The organism is Streptomyces roseochromogenus subsp. oscitans DS 12.976, from assembly GCF_000497445.1.
Taxonomy (GTDB): Bacteria; Actinomycetota; Actinomycetes; order Streptomycetales; family Streptomycetaceae; genus Streptomyces; species Streptomyces oscitans.
Map to the genome: position 1 here is coordinate 1,147,266 of NZ_CM002285.1, position 22,593 is coordinate 1,169,858.

Below are 22,593 nucleotides of genomic sequence, written 5' to 3' on the forward strand. Positions count from 1 at the left end.
GGCCGCGGGACAGCGCCGCTTCCGTCCGTCCGTGAAGCGGATACCGTCCGGAGAGGCCTCGAACTCGGCGGCATCGTCCGCACCGGCGCAGGTCACCGACCGGACCTCGCTGTCCTACGGGCGTGGCCTCTGCGTCCTACGGGCGTGGCCTCTGCAGATGAGCGTGCGTCAGATGACGCTGCGGATCGCCGCCTCGAACCCTTCCACGTGTCCTGTGGCAAGGGCGGCAGCCTTCTCCGCGTCGCCGTCGATGATGGCCCGCAGCAGGTGCCTGTGCTCGTGCACGTGGCCCGCCAGGCCCGGCAGCCGGTCGAGGAACAGGCACCAGATGCGCGTGGCAAGGTTGTCGTACCTGATCAGGGTGTCCTCGAGGTAGGGATTCCGGGCCGCCGCGTAGATGGCGCGGTGCACGGTCATGTCGAGCCGGATGAGGTCCGTGTCCCCATCGGATGCGTCTGCCAGTTGTGCCAGCAATCGGTCGAGGCCGGCTCGCTCGCCCTCGCCGGCGCGCTCGGCTGCCAGGCCCGCAGCGAGCGGTTCGAGCTGCTTGCGGACCTCTGAGATGTGTCCGAGATCGGCGATCTGCACCTCGGTGGCGAAGGTTCCGCGCCGGGGATAGGCGACGATGAGGCGCTCATGCTCCAGCCGCTTGAGGGCCTCCCGGACCGGAGTGCGCCCGAAACCGAGTTCCGCGGCGATCCGCTCGTCATTGACGGGCTCACCGGGGCGGATCTGGAGGGTCACCAGACGGTCCGAGATGGAGCGATAAGCCTGGTCGGCCAGCGTTCCATCACCCTGACCAGCGACGGTCGACACACTCACCGCGCAGCCCTCCCTTGACGCGACCCGATCCGTCCTCGTAGCGTATCGCAACAGCGGATTGATATATCAGTCGACTTTCAGTCGCTCACCAGGGAGTTTCATGACTTCCCACATCCCCGCCCAGCGAGTGGCCCGATCCGCGGTTCTCGGCGCTCGGCTCGGTGACTTCGACCCGGAGATCGCCACGGCCATCGAGGCGGAGCCGGCCCGGCAGCGCGGCACCCTGGAGATGATCGCGAGCGAGAACCTCGCACCGCTCGCCGTCATGCAGGCCCAGGGATCGGTGCTGACCAACAAGTACGCCGAGGGCTACCCCGGACGCCGCTACTACGGCGGCTGTGAGCACGTCGACGCCATCGAGCAGCTCGCCATCGACCGCGTCAAGGAACTGTTCGGCGCCGAAGCCGCCAACGTGCAGCCCCACTCCGGTGCGCAGGCCAACGCCGCCGTCATGGCCGCCCTGCTGCAGCCCGGCGACACGATCCTGGGGCTGGACCTGGCCCACGGCGGCCACCTCACCCACGGCATGCGGCTCAATTTCTCCGGGCGCCTGTACAAAGTGGCGGCCTATCAGGTCAGCGAGCACGATGACCGCATCGACATGGAGCAGGTCCGCAAGCTCGCCCACGAGCACCGGCCGAAGCTGATCGTGGCCGGCTGGTCGGCCTACCCCCGCCGGCTCGACTTCGCGGAGTTCCGTCGCGTCGCGGACGAGGTCGGCGCGTGCCTGATGGTCGACATGGCCCACTTCGCAGGCCTGGTCGCCGCCGGGCTGCACCCCTCTCCCGTACCGCACGCGCACGTGGTGACCACCACCACGCACAAAAGGCTCGGCGGCCCCCGCGGCGGTGTCATCCTGTCCACCGCCGAACTCGCCAAGAAGATCAACTCCTCGGTCTCCCCCGGCCAGCAGGGCAACGCGGTGGCCTCCCTCAAGGCCATCACCGCGGCACGGATGGCCATACACGGTGACGGCACCCACCACGTCTGCCTCGACCAGGCGATCAAGACCATGCGGGAGACCGGAGCCGACATGAAGGACAAGTACAAGGAGACCGCGCGCGGCGGTCTCGCCCTCAACGTCGTCGAGTGCTGAGGAGCCCCCATGAAGAACGAGTTCGTCCTCACCCTCAGCTGCCCCGAGCGCCCCGGCATCCTCCACGCCGTGACGTCGTTCCTGCTCGGGCACGGATGCGACATCACCGAGCACCAGCAGTTCGACGACGCCGACAACGGCATCGTGTTCCTGCGCACCAGCTTCGCCACGCCCGACAGCGAGGTGACCCTGGACCGGCTGCGGGACACCTTCGCGCCCGTGGCCACCGAGTTCGGGATGGAATGGCAGCTCCGGAATGCCGCGCTCAAGCCGCGCGTGCTGGTGATGGTGTCCAAGTTCGACCACTGTCTGGCCGACCTGCTCTACCGCTGGCGCAGCAACGCTCTGGACGCCGAGATCGTCCTGGTGGCCTCCAACCATCCTGACCTGGAGCCACTGGTGGCGGCCGAGGGAGTGCCGTTCGAGCACATCCCGGTCACGGCCGACACCAAGCCGCAGGCCGAAGCCCAGCTGCTGGCCCTGGTCGAGGAACACCACATCGACCTCGTCGTCCTCGCCCGCTACATGCAGGTGCTCTCGGACGACCTGTGCAAGCGACTGGAAGGCCGGGCCATCAACATCCACCACTCCTTCCTGCCGAGCTTCGCCGGAGCCAAGCCGTACCACCAGGCCCACCGCCGCGGAGTGAAACTCGTCGGCGCCACCGCCCACTACGTCACCGCCGATCTGGACGAGGGACCGATCATCGAGCAGGAGATCATCCGCGTCGATCACCGTGCCGGCCCCGACCAACTCGTCACCGTCGGCCGCGACGCCGAGCGCCTGGCGCTGGCCCGCGCCGTCAACTGGCACTGCCAGGGCCGCGTCCTGATCCACGGCAACCGAACCGTGGTCTTCAGCTGACCCTGGCAGCGGAGCCGACGTTGTGCCTGTGTCTCCGTAGCCCAGCTCGACGGACAACTTGTCCGCTCACAAAGGCGCCGACATCAGCCGCCGGGCACAGAAGAACAAGGCCCTCACGCCTATCTGCCCTGGCGCAACGCCGACGCCCGCCATCGTGACGTCCTGGCTGCCGAACGAGCATCGTGCCCGCATCCGCAGCGAGAAAGGCATCCGCTGGGGCAGTCGCCCCCTCGCCGCGGCGGCCTGAACGCAACCCGGCGAACCTATGCGGTCAGAGCACTTCTCAGACATCGATCCTGGACCGGTCGAGCGTGGCGGCGGAGCTGGTGATGAACTCCTTACGGGGAGCTACGTCGTTGCCCATCAGCAGGTCGAATACGCCTTCCGCGGCTTCCAGATCGGTGAGGTTGATGCGACGCAGGGTGCGGTGGCGCGGGTCCATCGTGGTCTCGGCCAGCTGGTCCGCGTCCATCTCGCCCAGACCCTTGTAGCGCTGGACCGAGTCCTTGTACCGGATGCCCTTGCTCTGGAACTCCATGAGCTTGTCGCGCAGTTCGCGGTCCGAGTACGTGTAGACGTACCTCTCCTGGCCCTTCCTGGGTTGAACGAGCTCGATGCGGTGCAGGGGCGGCACCGCGGCGAAGACCCGGCCGGCCTCGACCATGGGCCGCATGTAGCGGTGGAACAGCGTCAGGAGCAGCGTCCGGATGTGGGAGCCGTCCACATCGGCGTCGGTCATCATGATGATCTTGCCGTAGCGGGCCGTGTCGATGTCGAAGGTGCGGCCCGACCCGGCTCCTATGACCTGGATGATCGCACCGCACTCGGCGTTCTTCAGCATGTCCGACACGGACGACCGCTGCACGTTGAGGATCTTGCCGCGGATCGGCAGCAGGGCCTGGAACTCTGAGTTCCGGGCCAGCTTGGCCGTACCGAGCGCGGAGTCGCCCTCGACGATGAACAGCTCGCTGCGGTCGACGTCGTCGCTGCGGCAGTCGGCGAGCTTGGCCGGCAGGGACGAGGACTCCAGGGCCGACTTGCGGCGCTGCGCGTCCTTGTGCTGGCGGGCGGCGATGCGGGTGCGGGCCGCGGCGACGGCCTTCTCCATGACCACGCGGGCCTGCTGGGCCGCGTCGCGCTTGGTGGAGGTCAGGAACGCCTTGAGTTCTTTGCTGATCACGTTGTTCACGATGCGGCGGGCCGCCGAGGTGCCGAGGACCTCCTTGGTCTGGCCCTCGAACTGCGGCTCGGCCAGGCGCACGGTCACGACGGCGGTGAGGCCCTCCAGGGCGTCGTCCTTGGCGATGTCGTCCTCGGCGACGCGCAACAGCTTCTTGGCGCGCAGCACCTCGTTGAGCGTCTTGCCGACGGCCTGTTCGAAGCCAGCGACGTGGGTGCCGCCCTTGGGGGTGGCGATGATGTTGACGAAGGACCGCACCGTGGTGTCGTATCCGGTGCCCCAGCGCAGCGCGACGTCCACGCCGAGCTCTCGGGTGACCTCCGTGGGCGTCATCTGGCCGTGCTCGTCCAGGACCGGGACCGTCTCCTTGAAGGTGCCCTGTCCGCTGAAGCGGAGGATGTCGCAGACCGGCGTGTCGCTCGCCAGGAACTCGCAGAACTCGCTGATGCCGCCGTCGAAACGGAAGGACTCCTCGCCCTTGCTGCCGCCCTCGCCGAGGCCGAACTCGTCGCGCACGACGATGGTCAGGCCGGGCACCAGGAAGGCCGTCTGGCGGGCACGCTGGTGCAGGTTCTCCAGAGAGAGCTTGGCGTCCTTGAGGAAGCTCTGGCGGTCGGCCCAGTAGCGCACGCGCGTGCCGGTCCGCGACTTGGGGATTTTGGTGGTCTGGCGCAGTCCCTGGGCGGGGGTGAAAGGGGCGTCGGGTCCGGGGCCGGTGTACGTGCCGGGTGTGCCGCGGCGGAAGCTGATGGCGTGAGTGCGGCCGTGGCGGTCGACCTCGACGTCCAGCCGGGCGGACAGCGCGTTGACCACGGAGGCGCCGACGCCGTGCAGGCCGCCGGAGGCGGCGTAGGAGCCGCCGCCGAATTTTCCGCCGGCGTGGAGTTTGGTGTAGGCGATCTCGACTCCGGACAGGCCGGTGCGGGGTTCGGTGTCCACGGGGATGCCGCGGCCGTTGTCGGTGACTTCCACGGAGCCGTCGTCGTGGAGGATGACCTCGATGTAGTCGCAGGCGCCGGCCAGGGCCTCGTCGACGGCGTTGTCGATGATCTCCCACAGGCAGTGCATCAAGCCGCGGCTGTCGCTGGATCCGATGTACATGCCGGGGCGTTTGCGTACGGCTTCGAGTCCTTCGAGCACCATCAGGTGCCGTGCGGTGTAGTCGGAGCCGTCCTGAGGGCGGCTGCCGGCGGCCGGGGCGGGGAGTGTACTCACGCAGTGCTCTCCTGGGCAACAGAGGGTAGTGGCGGGGCTTCTGGTCACGCGTCCGAGAGGGCGGGAGCAGTGCCCAGGGTCAGATGTCGAGGAAGCGGACGTCCTTGGCGTTGCGCTGGATGAAGTGGCGGCGGGCTTCGACGTCCTCACCCATCAGGACGGAGAAGAGATCGTCGGCGACGGCCGCGTCATCGAGGGTGACCTGGCCCAGGACCCGGTGGTCGGGGTCCATGGTGGTGACGCGCAGTTCCTCGGCGTTCATCTCGCCCAGGCCCTTGAAGCGCTGGATGGAGTCGTCCTTGATCCGGCGGCCGTCCTGCCGGCCCCGTTCCAGGAGCACGTCGCGTTCGCGATCGGAGTAGGCGTATTCGACGTGGTCCCGGCCCCACTTGATCTTGTACAGCGGGGGGCGGGAGAGGTAGACGTGACCCTCCTCGACCAGTGGCCGCATGAAGCGGAACAGGAAGGTCAGCAGCAGGGTGTTGATGTGCTGGCCGTCGACATCGGCGTCCGCCATCAAAATGATCTTGTGGTAGCGGAGCTTGGCGATGTCGAAGTCCTCGTGCACGCCCGTGCCGAACGCGGAGATGAGCGCCTGGATCTCCTGGTTGTGCAGAATTTTGTCGATCCGGGCCTTCTCCACGTTGAGGATCTTGCCGCGGATCGGGAGGATCGCCTGGTACTGCGGGTTGCGGCCGGACTTGGCCGAGCCGCCGGCGGAGTCTCCTTCAACGACGAAGATCTCCGACATCGCCGGGTCGTTCGACTGACAGTCGGACAGCTTGCCCGGTAGCGCCGCCGTTTCCAGCAGGCCCTTGCGGCGGGTCAGGTCGCGCGCCTTGCGGGCCGCGACCCGGGCCGTGGCCGCCTGGATGGCCTTGCGCACGATGTCCGCGGCCTCGTTCGGGTTGCGGTCGAACCAGTCGGTCAGATGCTCGTGGACGATCTTCTGAACGAAGGTGCGCGCCTCGGTGTTGCCGAGTTTGGTCTTCGTCTGGCCCTCGAACTGCGGCTCGCCGAGCTTGACCGAGATGATCGCGGTCAGGCCCTCGCGGACGTCCTCGCCGGAGAGGTTCGCGTCCTTCTCCCGCAGCAGCTTCTTCTCCCGCGCGTAGCGGTTGACCACGGTGGTCAGGGCCGTACGGAAGCCCTCCTCATGGGTGCCGCCCTCATGGGTGTGGATCCCGTTGGCGTAGGAGTACACGCTGTCGGTGTACTGGCCGTTCCACTGCAGGGCGACCTCGGCCGACAGCAGCCGTTCCGTGTCCTCTGCGGCGATAGTGATGACCGAGGGATGGGCCGGTTCGCCCTTGCGGGAATTGAGGTAGGCGACGAAGTCGGTGATGCCGCCGTCGTAGCGGTAGGAGACCGTCTTCGCTGCCGGGTCCGAGTCGGCCTCGTCGGCCGCGGCCGTCGCGCGCGCGGAGGGCCGTTCGTCCGTGAGCGTCAGGGTGAGCCCGCGGTTGAGGAAGGCCATCTCCTGGAAACGCCTGGCCAGCGTCTCGAAGGAGTATTCGGTGGTCTCGAAGATGTCGCCGTCTGCCCAGAACGTCAGCGAGGTGCCTGTCCTGGAGGTGGCCTCGTGGCGGGCCAGCGGAGCGGTGGGAGCGCCGTCCCTGTAGTCCTGCGTCCACCGGTAGCCGTCGGTCCAGATCTCCGCCGAAAGCCGGGTCGACAGGGCGTTGACCACCGACAGACCCACACCGTGCAGACCGCCGGAGACCGCATACCCGCCGCCCCCGAACTTCCCGCCCGCGTGCAGCACGGTCAGCACCACCTCGACGGCCGGCCGCTTCTCCACCGGGTGCGTCCCCACCGGGATGCCGCGGCCATTGTCGACCACCCGCACCCCGCCGTCGGCCAGGATCGTCACGTCGATCCGGTCAGCCACCCCCGCGAGTGCCTCGTCCACGGAGTTGTCCACGAGCTCCTGCACCAGGTGATGGAGCCCCCGCTCTCCCGTCGAGCCGATGTACATCCCGGGCCGCTTGCGTACGGCGTCCAGGCCGTCCAGAACAGTGATCGCGTTGGCGTCATACGACGCCGCCCCCACGTGGCCGGGCTGCTGGGATCCGGGGGTATCGGTGGCGGTGCGAGTGTCGTAAGTGGTCACAGATGCTCTCTTTCGGGCATAACAGACCCCGCTCCCGCACCACGGTGCGGGAGCGGCCGGACAACTGGCGGAGACAGGGCACGGCAGCCCGAACAGGGTCCCAAGGCTCATGGGCCTCGGGGCCGTCGGCCACCGGGACGCCGCCCAAGATACCGAAGACGCTCCTGACCGACGGGACGAGAACGCCTCCATACGCCGCTGTGCGACTCCCGCACAACAGAAGCCAATCCCCCCTGCCTTGACTTCTTGAAAATGCGTCAGACGAGAACTCACGGGCTTTCTCGGCGCCTTGTCGCATAGCGCCCCGGGCACTTTTTCCGGCGTAACCCTCCGCGGTCGCCAGTCGCGCTGCGTCAGGCCGCCAGCCCCGGCCTCCCGCCGAACCCTGCCCCGGTGGAGGGTGCTGCTGAAGGCGGCATCACGCGTGTACGGTTGCGCTGGTCGATGGTGCTGACGAACTGGTCGGCGTACTCCGTCAGGGGCGGCTGGTGCTTCCGTGGGCTGTCGAGGGGCGGGGTGGTGTCGGGCCTCGGAGCGACCTGCCCCCAGACAGTGGCCCGGTGCGTTGGGGGCAGCGTCCGGGTTGCCAGGCTGATCCGGCGATGGCGCTGGTCGGTTGTGCAGGTGGTGTCGCTGATCCGGTTCGCCAGGAGTTCGATCTTTCGGTCGTTCAGGAACAGGGCGATGGGCAAGCGTTGGTGGCCGGCTCGGCGCTCGGGCCGCGTGTCGGGGACGCCGAGGAAGCGTGCCGCCTCATGGACGCCCATGGCGGACACCATCTGAATGAGCCGGACGACGGCTGCTCGACGCTGCACCGGATACCGGAGGCGTGGGGTGAGGAGGTCGCCGTTGGGAAATTGCAGCCAGTGGTCCGACAGCTTGCGGTAGCTGAGGAAGTTCTCCGCCGGCATGGTCCGGCGCCGTACCCGCATCACGTCCCGTTGCCTTCGGGCCAGTTCGGCGGCCACCGCGCGTAGCCACCCGGCTGCCACCGGCTCGGCCATGGCCACGGCCGGGGGCGCCCTGTCGCTGGCCTCGGTCCCCGCCACCAGACGCGACTTCCACGACCCGCTGCCGCGGCGTGCCGACCCGCGGGTCGGCACGCCGCGGACCATCATCGACGAGTCAACGCCGTTAACGCCTGACAGGCCGCATAGCTGGGCAACAAGCCCGAATCCCGGGCCTCGGAGAGCAAGAGCGCGTCCTGGTCACGGGCGGAGAGCAGCGGGGTCCCGGCGGGCCAGTTGATGGCCAATTCAGGATCGAGCGGGTGCACACCATGCTCGGATGCCGGGTTGTAGGTCTGCGAACACAGATAACACAGCGTGGCCTCGTCTGAGATCGCGCAGAAGCCGTGTCCGATGCCTTCCGAGAGGTAGACGGCACGACGGCTGACATCGTCGAGTCGGGTACCTTCCCAGCGCCCGTAAGTCGACGAGCCGACGCGTAGGTCCACCACCACGTCGAACACCGCGCCGCGCACACACGTCACGTACTTGGCCTGCCCCGGCGGCACATCGGCGAAGTGAATGCCGCGCAGCACGCCGCGAGCGGATACCGACAGATTGGCCTGGGCCAGCCGCAGTGGGCGGCCGACCTCTGCGGCAAACCGGTCGACGCAGTACCAGTCCAGGAAGACCCCGCGCGCATCGGCGTGCTGCCTAGGGGTGATCTCCCAGACACCCTCGATACCGAGCGGGCGCAGTTTCACGACACCTTCAACTCCTTCAACTCCCTCTCGGCGAGCAGGTCGAGGAGATATTGGCCGTAGCCGCTCTTGAGCAATGGGCGGCTGAGTTCCCGCAACTGGTCATTCTCAATGAGGCCGCAGCGCCAGGCGACCTCTTCCACGCAGCCGATCTTGAGGCCCTGTCGTTCTTCAACCACACGCACGTACTCCGATGCCTGGACCAAGGAGGTGAACGTTCCCGTGTCCAGCCAGGCGGTACCCCGGTCGAGTGCGGTCACCCGCAACTGACCCCACCTCAGATACGTTTCGTTGACGGCGGTGATCTCCAGCTCGCCACGCTCACTCGGCACCAGGCCGCGAGCGACCTCCACCACCCGGTTGTCGTAAAAGTACAACCCCGGCACGGCGTACCGCGACTTGGGATCGGCCGGCTTCTCCTCTATGGAGACGGCCATACCGGCCTCGTCGAACTCCACTACTGCGTAGGCTGTGGGGTCGGCGACGACGTAGGCAAAGATCCGCCCCCCGACGGGGTCGCTGTACTCACGCAGCCGAGTCCCCAGGCCCCCGCCATGGAAGATGTTGTCCCCGAGAACCAAGGCCACCGACTGGTCGCCAATGAACTCGGCACCTAGGACAAACGCCTGCGCGATACCCTCGGGCTGCTCTTGGACAGCGTACTCAAGGCGCAGGCCCAGTTGCGAGCCGTCGCCGAGGAGATGGCGGAACTGGCGCTGGTCTTCGGGGCGCGTGATCACCAGTATCTCCCGTATGCCAGCCATCATCAGCGTGGTCAGCGGGTAGTAGATCATCGGCTTGTCGAAGACCGGTATCAACTGCTTGGAAACAGCCCGGGTGACCGGCCACAGCCTGGAGCCGGTACCGCCCGCAAGAAGGATTCCCCGCATCGCGTCCAAGGGACGGACACCGAAATGCACCGGCAGCCCTGTCCCTTCGTCCCCCCTTCCGACCTTCTCGCCACGTGGAACGGGATCACCGCAGCCGACACCGTGGCCACGTCACAACGCCGACTCCGCCGATATCACGCGTGGTTCGGGTATGGGAACAATAAAACGGCCGCCGTTTTCCAGAAACGACTTCTCCTTGCTGATGATCTCCGGCGCGTAGTTCCAGGCCAACAGCAGGTAGTAGTCCGGTACATGGTCGCCTGCCTGTTCCGGTGACCAGATCGGAATTCTGGACCCTGGTAGGATTTTTCCCTGTTTCAGAGCTGTTGTGTCACTACAGAACCGGATCTCCTGATGCCCCAGCCCGCATGCGGCGAGCAGTGCACTGCCTTTAGTTGGTGCGCCGTATCCAGCCACTGACTTGCCCTCTGCCACCACGCCGCATACCAGTTCTCGGATCTGTGCGCGAACTCGTTCCGTACGCTCGGCGAATTTCCGGTATGTTCCCTCCTCTGCGATGCCCTGGCTTCGTTCTTCCGCGAGCATCTCGGCAACAGCGGGCCGCACCTCATAGCCGGCGGTGGTCGGGGCGGCGAAGACCACGATCGAGCCGCCGTGCACATCGGCTGTGTGTACGTCCACGACGCGAAGGCCGTGCGACTCGAACAGCCTGCACAGCGAGCCAAGCGAAAAGTAGGAAAGGTGTTCGTGAAAGATGGTGTCGAACTGATTGTTTGCGAGCAGTTCGACTAGATAGGGAACTTCCACGAAGAACAGGCCATCAGGCGCCAGCAGGGCGGAGACTCCGTTGAGGACTTCGTGAATGTCGTGGATGTGGGCGAAACATTGGCGCCCGTAAACCAGTCGCGCCGGACCATGTCCACTCGCGATCTCCTGGCCGACTTCGGTGATGAAACCAGCAGGAATCGTTTCCACGCCGCGGCCGTTGGCGATGTCGGCGAGATTGCGCGCAGGATCAACGCCAAGCACCCGCATGCCGGCCTGCTGGAACAGCTGCAGGTGAGCGCCGGTGTTACTGCCGAACTCCACGACGAGATCTCCATCGGTCAGACCGATCCACCCGATACACAGTTCGACGAGCTGCCGCATGTGCTGGATGATCGAGCCTGCGTCCGAGGCGACATAACGATAGTGCCCGAAAAGGACATCCGGTTCGATGACATGACGCAGTGTCATCAGCCAGCATTTCCGGCACACGACGACATCCAGCGGGAACAGAGTCTCGCCCCCTGGGGCGTCTTCCTTGCCGAGCAGGTTTCCGGCCAGTGGTGTCGATCCGAACGAGACCACATCAAGCCAATCGTTGTGCCCGCACACCCGGCACTTGTTGATGGGCCGCACGATGTCCTGCAACTCTTCCTCCCCCTCACGGGATGCAAACCGCCGGTCTTGGGCAGTCGATTCCTCACCTGCAAGAACTGCTAACAAAATGGATCTTGGAATCTTGGAATAGGTTGACCAAAGAGCAGGTGTCGCTGACCGGCGGCAGCATCACCCAACTCACGCCGCCGACCGCGGCGCATCCGCTGGGAGATCCGTGACGACATCCACGAAGTGTTCCGCCGCCTGGTTGCGCCATCATCTGCCGGCGTCGCTGGGTGAACCTGTCGCTTTGTCAGGATTCTTGAGCGGCTCCCACCAACCACGGTGAGTGCGGTACCACTCCACTGTCTCCGCCAGCCCCTCCGCGAACGCGACACGAGGTGAGAAACCGAGTTCCGTACGAATTTTGGCGGTTTCCAGGGAATAGCGGAGATCATGCCCCAGCCTGTCCGGAACATGCCGCACCATGTCCCAGCCGACACCACAGGCAGCGAGGATGTGTTCGGCCAGTTCGAGGTTGGTCAACTCGATGCCACCGCCGATGTGGTAAACCTCCCCGGGCCGACCACCGAGGAGCACCAACTGGATGGCGCGGCAGTGGTCCGACACGTGCAGCCACTGACGGCGGTTGCGGCCATCGCCGTACACCGGAACCTGCTGCCCGTCCAGGATATTGGTCGTGAACAGCGGGATCAGCTTTTCCGGATACTGGTACGGACCATAATTGTTGGTGCATCTGGTGACCACTACGTCGAGCCGCCGGGTCCGGTGCCAGGCCAGCGCCAGCAGATCTCCCGCCGCCTTGGCTGCCGCGTACGGTGCGTTCGGGGCTACCGGGGACACCTCGGTCCAGGCGCCCTCGGGAATCGATCCATACACCTCGTCGGTCGAGATGTGAACGAACCGTCCAAGTCGGTGACGGGAGGCTGCTTCCAGCAGCACCTGCGTGCCCAGTGCGTTCGTACGGACAAACGATGCGGCACTGTCGATCGAGCGATCCACATGTGTCTCGGCAGCGAAGTGCACGATCGCGTCGTGTCCGGCCACCACATCGTCTACCAGGCCCCGATCACAGATGTCGCCTTGCACGAACCGGTAATTCGGAAGGTCCGCGATCGGTGCCAGGTTGAGCTCATTGCCGGAATACGTCAACTTGTCCAGAACGGTGATATGAGTTCCCGATGAACCCGGCAGAACGCCACGCAAGGTAGCCCGGACGAACTCCGAGCCGATGAAGCCGGCACCGCCCGTCACCAGAAGTCGCATCCGCGGCATCTCCTTTCTCTTACTCTAGGAATATTACGATTCACCGTCAACCAGAAGGGGAAACGACTGCGTCAGAGCGGTAGCCCAATGCCGAATCGGCGTCAGCCCGACCTCGCGCCAGGCAGCATGCCCCAACACCGTGTACCGGGGCCGCAGTTCGCCACCGGCGACTTGGTCGCTGCGCACCGGGCGGATGCGTCCGGGATCCGCACCGAGCAACCGGAAGACCATCCGGGCGATGTCGTACCAAGTGGTCTCACCTGAGCTCGTTCCGTGGAACACGCCGGATGCGCCCTGCCGAACGAGTGCCACGATCTGTTGTGCCAAATCCACGGTCCACGTTGGCTGGCCCCACTGATCGTCCACCACGTCCACCGTCTTGCGCATCTGCTCCAGCCGGACCATCTTGCGAATGAAGTTCGTGCCATGTCGCCCGTAAAGCCAGGCGGTTCGTACGATCGTCCCGTCGTCTGGCAGCAACTCGAGCACAGCCTGCTCGCCGGCCAGCTTTGTCCGGCCGTACGCGTTGATCGGACTGGTGGCCGCACTTTCGGCATAGGGCTGGCAACTCGTGCCATCGAAAACATAATCAGTGGAGAGGTGGACCAACCGTATCGATCGATCGCTGCATATCGAAGCAAGCTCTCTGACCCCTCTTCCGTTGATAAGAAGGGCCTCCGATTCACTGACCTCCGCTTCAGGGAATCGCGTCCACGCTGCGCAATTGACAATCGTCGTCGGTTGATACCTGGAGACAACGGCTCGGACTGAAAAGCGGTCGGTGATGTCGAGATCCTGTCGAGTGACAGCAACCACTGATTCGTTCAACCCTTGCAAAACCCCCACTAAATCTCGCCCGAGCATTCCTGCCGCACCAGTAACTAACCACCGATTCACCATGTGAGCTTCCAGCTCCGCCGCGTTGGTTGTCAAGACGAATGAGGCAGTGGGTGGTTTCGTTGTTTCACTGTGAATTGGGCTGACCGGGGCGCTGTCGACGGCGCTGGCCCGACGCGGCCGGTCTTCGGCGCGGTCGCCTCTCACTCCACCGTATGGCGGGCGCTGAACCAAGCCGACGAGCAGGGGCTTTCCCGGGCTTCTCCCACCAGCTGATCGACTGGATCGCCTGCGCGGGCGACCGTCAGAGCCCCACGTTCCGCTGGGAGTACTCCGTCGGCTGGGCCTTCACCGCACACGAACAGGCCGCCATCGAGATGTGCGACAAGCAGGGCCTGTGGCGGCCGGCCAGCGGCGGCCCAGATGGCGGCGTACGCGAGAACGCGTTCGTCGCTGACATCACCGCTCTGCTCGGCGACCTGCCTGGCCGGCCGCCGGCACCACCGGGTGATCGCCTGCAAGGAACCCCTCCACCCCAGCTACGCGGCTTCCGGGACCGGCCTGTTGCCCTCGCCCGAGTTGGACGTCAACGCCGCCTGGCTCACCGCCACCACCCCTGCCGCCGATCTCAGCTGCTGACTCCAACTCCTCGCCCTGGACAGCGAGATGACCAGGGCCACGCGGAAGACGCTGCGCTACCCCATCCTGCGGCATCGCGATTTACAAGCCCCCCGGCCGGCCCAGAGTCCTCGCCGCATTGACACTCGCCTGCGGCTGGGCAGACCGTGCTCGTAGCCTGGATTCTCCACGCTCACCGGCGTCCTTACGTTCTGTGGTGCGGTCCCCCGGGCTGACCGCGTAGTTCGGCCCGGGCAATGTGACGTCGGCAGCCCTACCTTGCCAGGGCGGGCGTTTGGGGCGGGAGTGCAGGCGCCATGGCCGCGAGGTCGGGGTTGCGGGCCAAGGTTGCCTCGTGCAGGGGCTGGTAGCTGTTCCAGCCCAGCAAGTGTGAGCCGAGCTGCTGACCTGTCAGGCGCGCCACCTCCGCGGGGATCGGTTCCGCGCCCCCGGCCGCGTCTGCCAGCAGTTGGACATGGCAGCAGGTGTCCAGGAGCGTGAACCACCAGGCGGCGGCGTCGAGTGTTTCTCCGACGGTGACCAGACCGTGGTTCTTCAGCAGGATCGCCTTGTGCCCGCGAAGCTGTTTGGCGATCCTGCGCCCGTCGTCCTTGGCGAGCACCAGACCCGTGTAGTCGTCGAACACCTCGTGGTCCTCGAAGAACGGGCACGCGTCCTGAGTCAGTGGGGGGAGCTTGCGGGCAAAGGCGGAGAAGGCACGGCCGTAGACGGTGTGCAGGTGGATGACGGCCTGGACGTCGGGGCGAGCCCGATGGATCTCGGCGTGGATGTTGAACGCGGCAATATTCACGCGGCGTTGCCCGTCGACGGTCTCGGTGCTGTCGCCGTCGACACGGATCAAGTCCGCCGGCGTGATGGTGGAGAAGGGGTGGGCCAGCGGATTGGCCCAGTAGGTGTCGGCGTGTTCCGGATCGGCGACGGTGATCAAGCCGGCGAGGCCGTCCTGGTCGAAACCGAGGCGGGCGAAGTGCCGCAGCGCGACGGCGTGCCGAAATTTGAGATAGGCGCGGTGTTCGGCGTAGGTGTCGAACACCGGCGGGTGACGGAAATAGTCGTCTCCGGGCATGTTCGCCAAAGCCTTGCTCATCGGGCACCTCCCATGGTCGATTCCGTGTGTTGGTGAAGTGCGCGCAGGTCGTGGTCGCGGCCCTCTTCACCGTGGAAGAAGCAATTCCAGCCGGCCAGGATCTCGGCCATGTTGCCGGTGTAGCTGCGTTCGGCCTTGACGTAGTCGCCACTGCGGCCGAACGACCAGCCGATGACGTTGCACTCCTCCACGTCATGGCTGGGCGCCACCTCAAGGAACCTGGCGATGCGAGTGGGGATGCGTGGCAGCGCGTTCTTGGGGACTTTCAGGGCGTAGAAGCACACCCGCTCGATGTCGCCACTGTGCAGGTCGAGGGTGATGGCGACGCAGTAGTCCTCGGGCATGTACGCCAGGACCTCTTCCACCACATGTGCAGCTGGTGGTGTGCTGCCGGACAGGGCGTGGATGCGGGCGAACTGAACGGTGTCCAAGGGACCTTTGCCGCGGAAGTAGACGTTCGCACTGTGGTGGCGCCAATCCACCGCTGCGAACCGGACGTGTGCCAGGCCCAGTGCGAGGAAGTCCTTCAACCGAGCCTGCACCGACGCCGGCAGAGCGGGAACGGTGAGAATGTCCTCGGCTGGCCGCAGGCCGCCGAAGTACAGCCATGTCTTGGCCATCCCCCGCCCAGCGTCGAAGTCGCCCGACTGTACCGGCGCGCCGCCGTAGAGGCTGCTCCAGGCGTCCACCACAGCCAGGGTCGGATGTGCGGCGTCTAGCAGCCCCGCATCGATGGCACGGCTGACGGTATCCATCTTGAGGCGGGAGAAGAACCGGTACGACAGTTGATCTCCAGGCTGACTGGTGGTCTTCCATAAGGTGGCGCCCTGGGCGAAGTTGTCACGGAAGGCCTCAAGGACGGTGTCGGTAAGACGGTGAGCAATGGGCGCGCCGATCGCGGCGGCGGTAGCGCGTATATCGGCACGGAAGCGTTCGCAGTCGAATTCTTGATCTATCGGGAGAGCGGGCATGACTTCCTCCGTCAGTCCTGGCCGCCTATGGGCATGGCGGCAAATCGCTCAGGCCAGGGCCTTCCATGGGATTTACGGCGCAACACGCCATGAGTAGCGCTCTCACACGAGCGCCCACAGACCGTCGGTCTCTATCACTATCAAATCACCGCGCAGCCCAAAAAGGGGACCTCCTGTCGGAAAAGTGGGTGCAGGGCTCCATCGTTTTGGCGGTCGGTGCGACAGAGCCGGTATGGGCCTGATACGGCAACTCGGCCGTGATGGTGATGGATCGGCAGGTACACGCGCAGGCACAGCTTCCGGTGACCATGGAGTGTCGAGTTCGCTGATCACCACGACGGAATTCCGTGCCTGCCACGCAGGCATCAGCCATCCCCGCCGGGCTGGGTCAACTCGCCGGCTCCGGTCCGGCCCGCCCGAAGAACTGCCCGGCCTACGGGCCCGGCTGTCCCGCCTGCCCGACCCCCGCCACCGGGGTCGCCGTCACCCGCTGCCGTACGTCCCGGCCCTGGCCGCCTGCGCGGTCCTGGTAGGAGCGAAGTCCCTCACCGCGATCCCCGAGTGAGCCGACGACGCCTGTGAACAGCTCTTTCTCCGCTGCGGGGCCATGCTGCGCGAACCGCACCGGCCCTACCGGGCGCCCAGCGAGGTGACTGCGCGCCGGGTACTGCAGCGCATCGACGGCGATGCGCTCGATGCGGCGATCGGCGGCCGGCTCACCGCCGGCGCGGACTCCGCCAAGCTGCCGTTCCCGCACGCCGGCCAGGCGCTACCGATGCCACCGATGTCGACGGGCGCGGCCGACGCACCATCAACCGCTGCGCGGCGGCCTGTTCTCGTGTCCCCGCTCGGTGGTCCAGCATGCCCGAGGCATCCAGCCACGCCTCCCACCGGGACCACATCTCGGGTGCGTGGGACCCCGTGATCCGGCGCGAAAACCCGTCAATCACCATGCCCGGCAACCGAAACCAGCATCCCGCATTGATCAACTCGCTGTGGACTACCGGGTACGCTGCCAGTAGACACCGTCGCGGTCGATCCTGATCAGTTCGTCGGCGATGTCGAACCTCGCGCGGTATTCGTCCACCGCGTCTTTGCACGGCGGGCACATCAGGTAGTCGTCCACGATGACGTAGCCACCGACCGACACCTTCGGGTAGAGATTGGTCAAGGTGTCCCAAGTAGACTCATACAGATCCCCGTCCATTCGCAGCACGGCGAGCGCGTCGATCGGCGCAGTGGGCAGGGTGTCCTTGAACCAGCCGGGGAGGAACCGGACCTGCTCGTCGAGCAGGTCGTAGTTGCGGAAGTTGCGCCGGACCTCGTCCTCGGACACCGCGAGCACGGCATTGTGCCGATGCAGCGCCATCCTCCGGTCACCGGGATAGCCGTCCGCACCGACGTCAGGAATGCCCTGGAAGGAGTCGGCGACCCACACAGTGCGGTCGCGCACGTCGTGGGCGCGCAGGATTCCCCGCATAAAGATGCACGCTCCACCACGCCACACCCCGGTTTCCGCGAGGTCACCGGGGATATTGTTGCCAATAACGTCTTCGACACATTGCTGAATGTTTTCGAGGCGTTTGATTCCGATCATCGTGTGCGCGTTGGCCGGCCAGTCCCGCCCCTCATTGCGGACCTCTTCCCGGTACGTTGCATCGTCATGAGAGAAGTTTTGCCGGTGTGCGGGATCCTCGTACACAGTCCCGGCCAGCACCTTCTTCATGAGGTTCAGATACAGCCATGAGCCGCTGCTTGTGCCTTGTGTAGGTCCTTCGGGCTGAGCTTGCAATGAATTGTCTGCCACGCTGACCACGATAGGTGTCACTTCCATTCGGGTCCAGTGCCTCGACTCAGAAGGTTGACGAGGAAATGCGGTTGGCCAGTTGCGCCGGAGGTGCATGACATGAATGCGTGCGGGACTACGTGGTCGATCAAAGCGAAATCTGGCCGCCCGGCCGATTTACCACCACACGCGAGCGTCCACCGAACATCACCGAACGAAGTGCGACAGGATCTGGAGCCGACCACACCTGATCGTCGGCTGTCTGCCGGCCACCGGTCTGGATCTCAACGGGCTGATCCACGAACCGGATATCGCAGATTCAACCTGAGTACTGGAAGCCTTCGGGCGAGAAGTCCTCGTCACGTACCGCGCTTACGCCTTGGGTTCTACGAATCCGTAGCTGATGACTTCGTGCACGATGCTTCGGGCGCGATCCTCACTGTCGATTCCGCGGTCGGTGATTATTTCGATGATCTCGCGGCCCGTGCGTTTTCCGTCGGCGTGTTCAACTGCCGCCCTGACGGCCGGTGTATACGCGATCGACGCACCATTTGTGTGCACGAGGGAGCGCGCTTCGCGGAGATAGCGTCCGTCGACTGCGAAGTCGTTCACCACCGATCCGCAGGCACTGGCGATCAGCGGGGTGTCCAAATCAATGCCAGCACCATTGAACATGCTCTCGACCGACTTTTTGAGGTCCGCTGATACGTCAAGATGTTTTGCATAGTGGTTGTACCAGGCGCGGTGCGCGAAGGCGCCCGCGATGAGCGAGACGAAGGCCTTCTCGGGCTCGATCGACGGCACGCCAAAATGGCTGCGCGCGTGCCAGAAGTACGATTCCTTGCTGCCCTTGTTGCCCGCGTAAAGGAAATATACTTGGTCGCGCAGTCGCGCGAATTCTTTGCGGTAGGCGCCCTCATAGAACTGCAGCATCCGCGCAGTATCCAGTTCGGGCTTGTCGAGGATGGTATTGACGACCGTCGCAGCAAGAAAGCCACTCAGCATCGCAAGGTGGACACCAGTGGAGAACAGCGGATCGATGAAACAGGCCGCGTCTCCGATCGCGATGTAGCCATCGCCGCAGAAACGGTCGTAAATGTAGGACCAGTCACGCTGGACGTGCATGTCATCGACGAGTTCGGCGTTTTCCGTTCGGCTCGCGAGTTCGGGCGTTTTCTCGATGCTGTCGAGGTAGTACTGCCGCACACGCGTGGACTTCAGCGCATTGAGGGACTCGCGGTCGACCACTGCTCCAATGCTCGTGATGTCATCTCGCAGTGGAATGCACCACCACCAACCGTCATCGAAGGTGGGCAGAAAAATGTTGCCGGCGTCTTCGCCTTCGGAGCGCTTCACTCCCTTCCAGTAAGACCAGACCGCCATATTCTTGAGATACGGGTCCCATTCCTGGGTGTGGAGGCGCTTGGTCACCAGGCCGCCCTGGCCGGAAGCATCGACCAGCCAACGGGCCGTGGCAGTGCCGGTCTCGCCGGTGTCGGTACGCCGGTAATTTACGGTGGACCGGCCGTTGTCGTCGATGGAGAAGTTTGTGACCCTGTGCTGCTCGCGCACATCAACCCCGTGCTCCCGCGCGTTGTCCAGCAACATCTTGTCGAACGGACCGCGTTCGACCTGATATGTATAGTCATGGGTCACGGACACCGCGTTCCGGAAATCAACCTTCCAGGGCTCTCGTTGCTCTCCCCACACCCACTCGACGCCATACTTCTTAATGTAGTCACCGGCTTCGAGCTTTTCCCGGACGCCGATCTTGTCGAGCAGATCGACGGTGCCTAAGAGGAGACTCTCGCCGATGTGGTACCGAGGGAACTTCGCAACTTCGAGGACCAGAACTTTCTTACCCCCGTCGGCAAGCAATGAGCTCACCATCGACCCTCCGGGGCCTCCGCCGATCACAATGACGTCATATTCCTGGTTTTCGGACACGCTACTTCCTCCAACCGCTGACGATAAATCGCCAATCAGTCTACCCACGGTTTCTGCGATCCGCGACCCTTTGCGAACCTCCGGGTAACGGAAATACAGATAGCCAAGCTTCCGTTCCGGAGGTGAATGGCGTCGATGGCGCGGATTCCGTGGGCGTGAGTGCTGGTTAGGTACGAGCGGACGTGTAAATCCTGGCAGAGAGTGTGCGTGGTGCGCCAGCACTCCGACAAGCACCGTTATGCGGGACGTGCGTTTGTGAGCACCTCGAACAGCAACTGGGCGAAGGACTCCGACTCGGTCAGGAAGCCAGTGTGGTCGCCGGGAAACTCAACGAGTTTGGTGCCGAGCTGATCGGCGAGCGCGACCGCGGTGCGGTGGAAGAGTGACCCCTCGGCCGTGGATCCGCCGGCGATGACGATTCGGTCGCCCATGGGGCGCAACGCGTTGATGTCGGGTCGGTAGCGGGTAGTTGGGCGAAGGGTGTGATGAAAGAGCCGATCGAGGATGGTCCACACGTCTTCCGGGTCGGTGAACGAATTCGGTTCGGGCGGCTGCTGGGCCGGCCGGTGGAGGCGGATGTTGGCCAGGGCGAGGTACTTCTGCAACGCCACGGGGCGGTTCTCACGGTAAAGGTCGCAGATCTCATCGATGGCGGCGCGCATCTGTTCGCGGTCGATCAACAACTCGAGCAGCGGGGGCTCGTGCGCGACCAGCGCCCTGACCTGTTCAGGGTGCTGGGCAGCCAACACAAGCGCGGTTACAGCGCCTCCGCTGCTGCCGAACAAGTACACCGGCCCGGCGTCGAGCGTCGAAATGAGCCGGTGCACGTCGTCGGCCATCAACTCTGGCTCTGCCTCCTGGGTTGGGTCTTCCAGAGGGCTGCCGATGACCCCACGGGGGTCGAAGGTCACGACCGTGAAGTGCTCGGCCAGCAGCTGCGAGATCGGCGCGAACCCCTTGCAGCCCATCGGTAGACCGACCACAACGAGCAGGGGACCTGCGCCTTGGATCTCGTAGTGCAAGCGCGCGCCAGGCACCTTCAGGCTCTGCACCACCGGTTTGTCATTCGCCATGCTCAGTTGGTCCTCTCTGCTGTTGGGGAGTCTGCCGTCTCCGTGGGTTCACGGGGTCATCGACAGCTCGCGGATCATCTCCTCAGGCACGGTGACGTCATCGAACCAGCGTCCGCCGAAGGGGCGGGGTATGGGCAGGATCTGGTCGCTGGAATAAGCGAGGATCTTGCGGTTGTAAGCACGCATCTCGTCTCGCAGGGTTGCGGGAAGCCGGCCGTCCAGGGAGAGAGCGTGATCCATCTCCGCAAGGAGCCGCTTGGTCTGGTCAATTGTCTTCAGCACCGCTTCGCAAAACACGCTGGACAAAACACCGTGCTCGCCCTTGATACTCACCAACCGCTCGATCGCCTCATAGGAGACATCCTGGATGCCGCGTCGGCTCAACCACTTGGTCTCGTAGTTCAGCCGGCGGTACCAGAGCGGTTCGACCATGGCCTGCCGATGTTCCTCCAGCGTGCGGTGGTGGATTCGGTAGCCATGCTTGTCGGGCTCCTCGAAGAAGCGGCAGCCCGGGTCCAGGAAGGGCACCATGGGACAGATGAGCGGCAGGACCGGCTGCCCCGCGAATTTGCGGATCAGGTGCTCCGAGTAGGTGACCGTGTCGCGCACGGACTGCCTGTCCTGATATGGCATGCCGATGAAAAACCAAATCATCACGCCCTTGACACCGGCATCCAGCGCGCGTGGAATCCATTCCTCCATCTCGGCCATTGTGTATGTGCCGCGACCGGCTGCCCTGCTGATCTTTGGGTCGTGCGACTCGGGAGAGAGCATGATGTACGAGTCTGTGGATGTGCCCATCTTCTTCAGCGTGTCGTGGGGCGTCAGGTTGAATTGCTCGAAGAAGACGCTCCGGTACCCGAGGTCGTGCACGGCGTCGAGGTACGTGTGCATCCTTGCTTTGCCCTCTGAGTAGCACTGGAGGGCGTAGATGGAGGTGTGTTTGGCCGCCTCGCCCATCGTCTTGAGCTCTTCGACGATCAGGTCGTTGTCCTTCTGCACCAGGGTTTTGGTGCCCACCTCCATGATGTTGCGATAGGCGAAGCGGGAGCCGCCGCACCAGCCGCAGTCGTGGGCGCACCCGGTGTTCGGCAGCGTCATGATCAGCTTGCTGGCAAGCGGTGTCACAGGCGTGTTCTGGTAGTAGGACCAGTCATTCCTGACGTTGTTGTAGTCCGTGGCGGGTTTGTGGCTGAATCCTGTGGTCTCGACCCGGTCATTACCCTTGTAGAGGAGGTTGGGTATCGAGCTGAAGTCTCGGCCACCCCGGACCACGGCCTCGACCAGCTGGGTGATGGGGGCGAGAGTGTCGTAGCCCTGGACAACGACGTCCACTTGCGGGTACTGGATGAGTTCCCGGGCAAAGTAGGTCGCCGAGATGCCACCGAAGACGATCAGCGACTCTGGATGAATTCGCTTTACCACTTCAGCCAGCTCGATGGCGCCGTTGCATTGGGTCATCCAGTGCAGGTCGAAGCCGAAGACCGGCGCTTCCAGCCGCTCGATCAGTCGCTCGACATCGAGATCCGGGTGCTTCAACATCAGGGAGGCGATGTTGACGATCTGGCAGTCGAAGTCGTGGTCGGCCAGCTGTTGCTTGATCGAGAACCAGCCGATGGGGTACATCTCGTAGACGGACGTGACGTTGACGCTGTCGCTGTCACTCAGGTAGGCGAACAGGATGTCGTCACGGTCCCGGAAGTCGTACACGCTGGGCGCATGTAGCAGGAACATGTCCGCGTTCAATTTCACTGG

General features: G+C 64.8%; 19 protein-coding genes and 1 pseudogene. 5 read left to right on the forward strand and 15 right to left on the reverse strand.

Annotated features, from left to right (window positions below):
• Window positions 1-168 precede the first annotated feature (168 nt).
• On the reverse strand, window positions 169-822 hold the full coding sequence (locus tag M878_RS55240) for a GntR family transcriptional regulator (RefSeq protein WP_023545084.1): 654 nt from the start codon (window positions 820-822) through the stop codon (window positions 169-171).
• Window positions 823-922: 100 nt separating this feature from the next.
• Here M878_RS55240 and M878_RS55245 point away from each other — a divergent pair.
• The 3 genes and pseudogenes from M878_RS55245 to purU all read left to right on the forward strand — a co-directional run.
• Window positions 923-1,742, forward strand: a pseudogene (locus M878_RS55245) (serine hydroxymethyltransferase); the annotation flags it as partial.
• A 35-nt stretch (window positions 1,743-1,777) separates the two neighbouring features.
• A complete protein-coding gene (locus M878_RS000000101735) occupies window positions 1,778-1,918 on the forward strand; it encodes an L-serine ammonia-lyase, iron-sulfur-dependent, subunit alpha (protein ID WP_245238366.1) in 141 nt (46 codons plus the stop codon).
• Window positions 1,919-1,927: 9 nt separating this feature from the next.
• Window positions 1,928-2,782, forward strand: coding sequence for a formyltetrahydrofolate deformylase (purU, locus tag M878_RS55250; RefSeq protein ID WP_023545086.1), 855 nt, complete (start codon window positions 1,928-1,930; stop codon window positions 2,780-2,782).
• Window positions 2,783-3,065: 283 nt separating this feature from the next.
• On the opposite strand, the gene M878_RS55255 is transcribed toward purU, so the two are convergent.
• The 6 genes from M878_RS55255 to M878_RS55280 all read right to left on the reverse strand — a co-directional run bounded on the left by M878_RS55255 (window position 3,066) and on the right by M878_RS55280 (window position 11,262).
• Window positions 3,066-5,177 (reverse strand): DNA gyrase/topoisomerase IV subunit B, encoded by a 2,112-nt coding sequence (locus tag M878_RS55255; RefSeq protein WP_023545088.1) that lies wholly within the window; start codon window positions 5,175-5,177, stop codon window positions 3,066-3,068.
• Window positions 5,178-5,256: 79 nt separating this feature from the next.
• Window positions 5,257-7,290 (reverse strand): DNA topoisomerase (ATP-hydrolyzing) subunit B, encoded by a 2,034-nt coding sequence (gyrB, locus tag M878_RS55260; RefSeq protein WP_023545089.1) that lies wholly within the window; start codon window positions 7,288-7,290, stop codon window positions 5,257-5,259.
• 353 nt (window positions 7,291-7,643) lie between these two features.
• On the reverse strand, window positions 7,644-8,393 hold the full coding sequence (locus M878_RS55265) for a hypothetical protein (protein WP_209445492.1): 750 nt from the start codon (window positions 8,391-8,393) through the stop codon (window positions 7,644-7,646).
• Window positions 8,394-8,404: 11 nt separating this feature from the next.
• Window positions 8,405-9,001 (reverse strand): dTDP-4-dehydrorhamnose 3,5-epimerase, encoded by a 597-nt coding sequence (gene rfbC, locus M878_RS55270; protein ID WP_023545091.1) that lies wholly within the window; start codon window positions 8,999-9,001, stop codon window positions 8,405-8,407.
• The gene (gene rfbA / locus M878_RS55275; protein WP_031224157.1) at window positions 8,998-9,888 is read right to left on the reverse strand and encodes a glucose-1-phosphate thymidylyltransferase RfbA; all 891 of its coding nucleotides are present in this window, start codon (window positions 9,886-9,888) and stop codon (window positions 8,998-9,000) included. Before rfbA ends, rfbC begins: the two co-directional genes overlap by 4 nt.
• Window positions 9,889-9,999: 111 nt before the next feature.
• On the reverse strand, window positions 10,000-11,262 hold the full coding sequence (locus M878_RS55280; protein WP_023545093.1) for a class I SAM-dependent methyltransferase: 1,263 nt from the start codon (window positions 11,260-11,262) through the stop codon (window positions 10,000-10,002).
• Between the two features lie 20 nt (window positions 11,263-11,282).
• On the opposite strand from M878_RS55280, the gene M878_RS97320 reads away from it, so the two are divergent.
• Entirely contained in the window at window positions 11,283-11,450 is a 168-nt protein-coding gene (locus tag M878_RS97320; protein WP_158692641.1) for a hypothetical protein, read from the forward strand.
• Between the two features lie 37 nt (window positions 11,451-11,487).
• Here M878_RS97320 and rfbB read toward each other — a convergent pair whose 3' ends face one another.
• Both rfbB and rfbD read right to left on the reverse strand, forming a co-directional pair.
• Window positions 11,488-12,498 carry a dTDP-glucose 4,6-dehydratase gene (gene rfbB / locus M878_RS55285; RefSeq protein WP_023545094.1) on the reverse strand — a complete coding sequence of 337 codons (1,011 nt, stop codon included), beginning with the start codon at window positions 12,496-12,498 and terminating at the stop codon, window positions 11,488-11,490.
• A gap of 33 nt (window positions 12,499-12,531) precedes the next feature.
• Entirely contained in the window at window positions 12,532-13,431 is a 900-nt protein-coding gene (rfbD, locus tag M878_RS47060) for a dTDP-4-dehydrorhamnose reductase (RefSeq protein WP_342452711.1), read from the reverse strand.
• Window positions 13,432-13,758: 327 nt separating this feature from the next.
• Between rfbD and M878_RS55290 the strand changes: the two genes are divergently transcribed.
• Complete coding sequence (locus tag M878_RS55290) at window positions 13,759-13,974, forward strand: hypothetical protein (RefSeq protein ID WP_023545096.1); 216 nt, start codon at window positions 13,759-13,761, stop codon at window positions 13,972-13,974.
• Window positions 13,975-14,227: 253 nt separating this feature from the next.
• On the opposite strand, the gene cloR is transcribed toward M878_RS55290, so the two are convergent.
• The 6 genes from cloR to M878_RS55315 form a co-directional block, all read right to left on the reverse strand.
• A complete protein-coding gene (gene cloR, locus M878_RS55295) occupies window positions 14,228-15,061 on the reverse strand; it encodes a bifunctional 4-hydroxy-3-prenylphenylpyruvate oxygenase/4-hydroxy-3-prenylbenzoate synthase (protein WP_209445493.1) in 834 nt (277 codons plus the stop codon).
• Window positions 15,058-16,032, reverse strand: coding sequence for an aromatic prenyltransferase (locus M878_RS55300; protein WP_023545098.1), 975 nt, complete (start codon window positions 16,030-16,032; stop codon window positions 15,058-15,060). Before M878_RS55300 ends, cloR begins: the two co-directional genes overlap by 4 nt.
• Window positions 16,033-17,032: 1,000 nt before the next feature.
• Window positions 17,033-17,758 carry a TylF/MycF family methyltransferase gene (locus M878_RS55305; protein WP_078630194.1) on the reverse strand — a complete coding sequence of 242 codons (726 nt, stop codon included), beginning with the start codon at window positions 17,756-17,758 and terminating at the stop codon, window positions 17,033-17,035.
• A 432-nt stretch (window positions 17,759-18,190) separates the two neighbouring features.
• Window positions 18,191-19,765, reverse strand: coding sequence for an FAD-dependent oxidoreductase (locus M878_RS47065; protein ID WP_023545100.1), 1,575 nt, complete (start codon window positions 19,763-19,765; stop codon window positions 18,191-18,193).
• A gap of 236 nt (window positions 19,766-20,001) precedes the next feature.
• Window positions 20,002-20,838: an alpha/beta fold hydrolase gene (locus M878_RS55310; RefSeq protein ID WP_031224164.1), complete on the reverse strand. Its 837-nt coding sequence runs from the start codon at window positions 20,836-20,838 to the stop codon at window positions 20,002-20,004.
• A 48-nt stretch (window positions 20,839-20,886) separates the two neighbouring features.
• The gene (locus tag M878_RS55315) at window positions 20,887-22,590 is read right to left on the reverse strand and encodes a B12-binding domain-containing radical SAM protein (RefSeq protein WP_245238042.1); all 1,704 of its coding nucleotides are present in this window, start codon (window positions 22,588-22,590) and stop codon (window positions 20,887-20,889) included.
• Window positions 22,591-22,593: the final 3 nt, after the last annotated feature.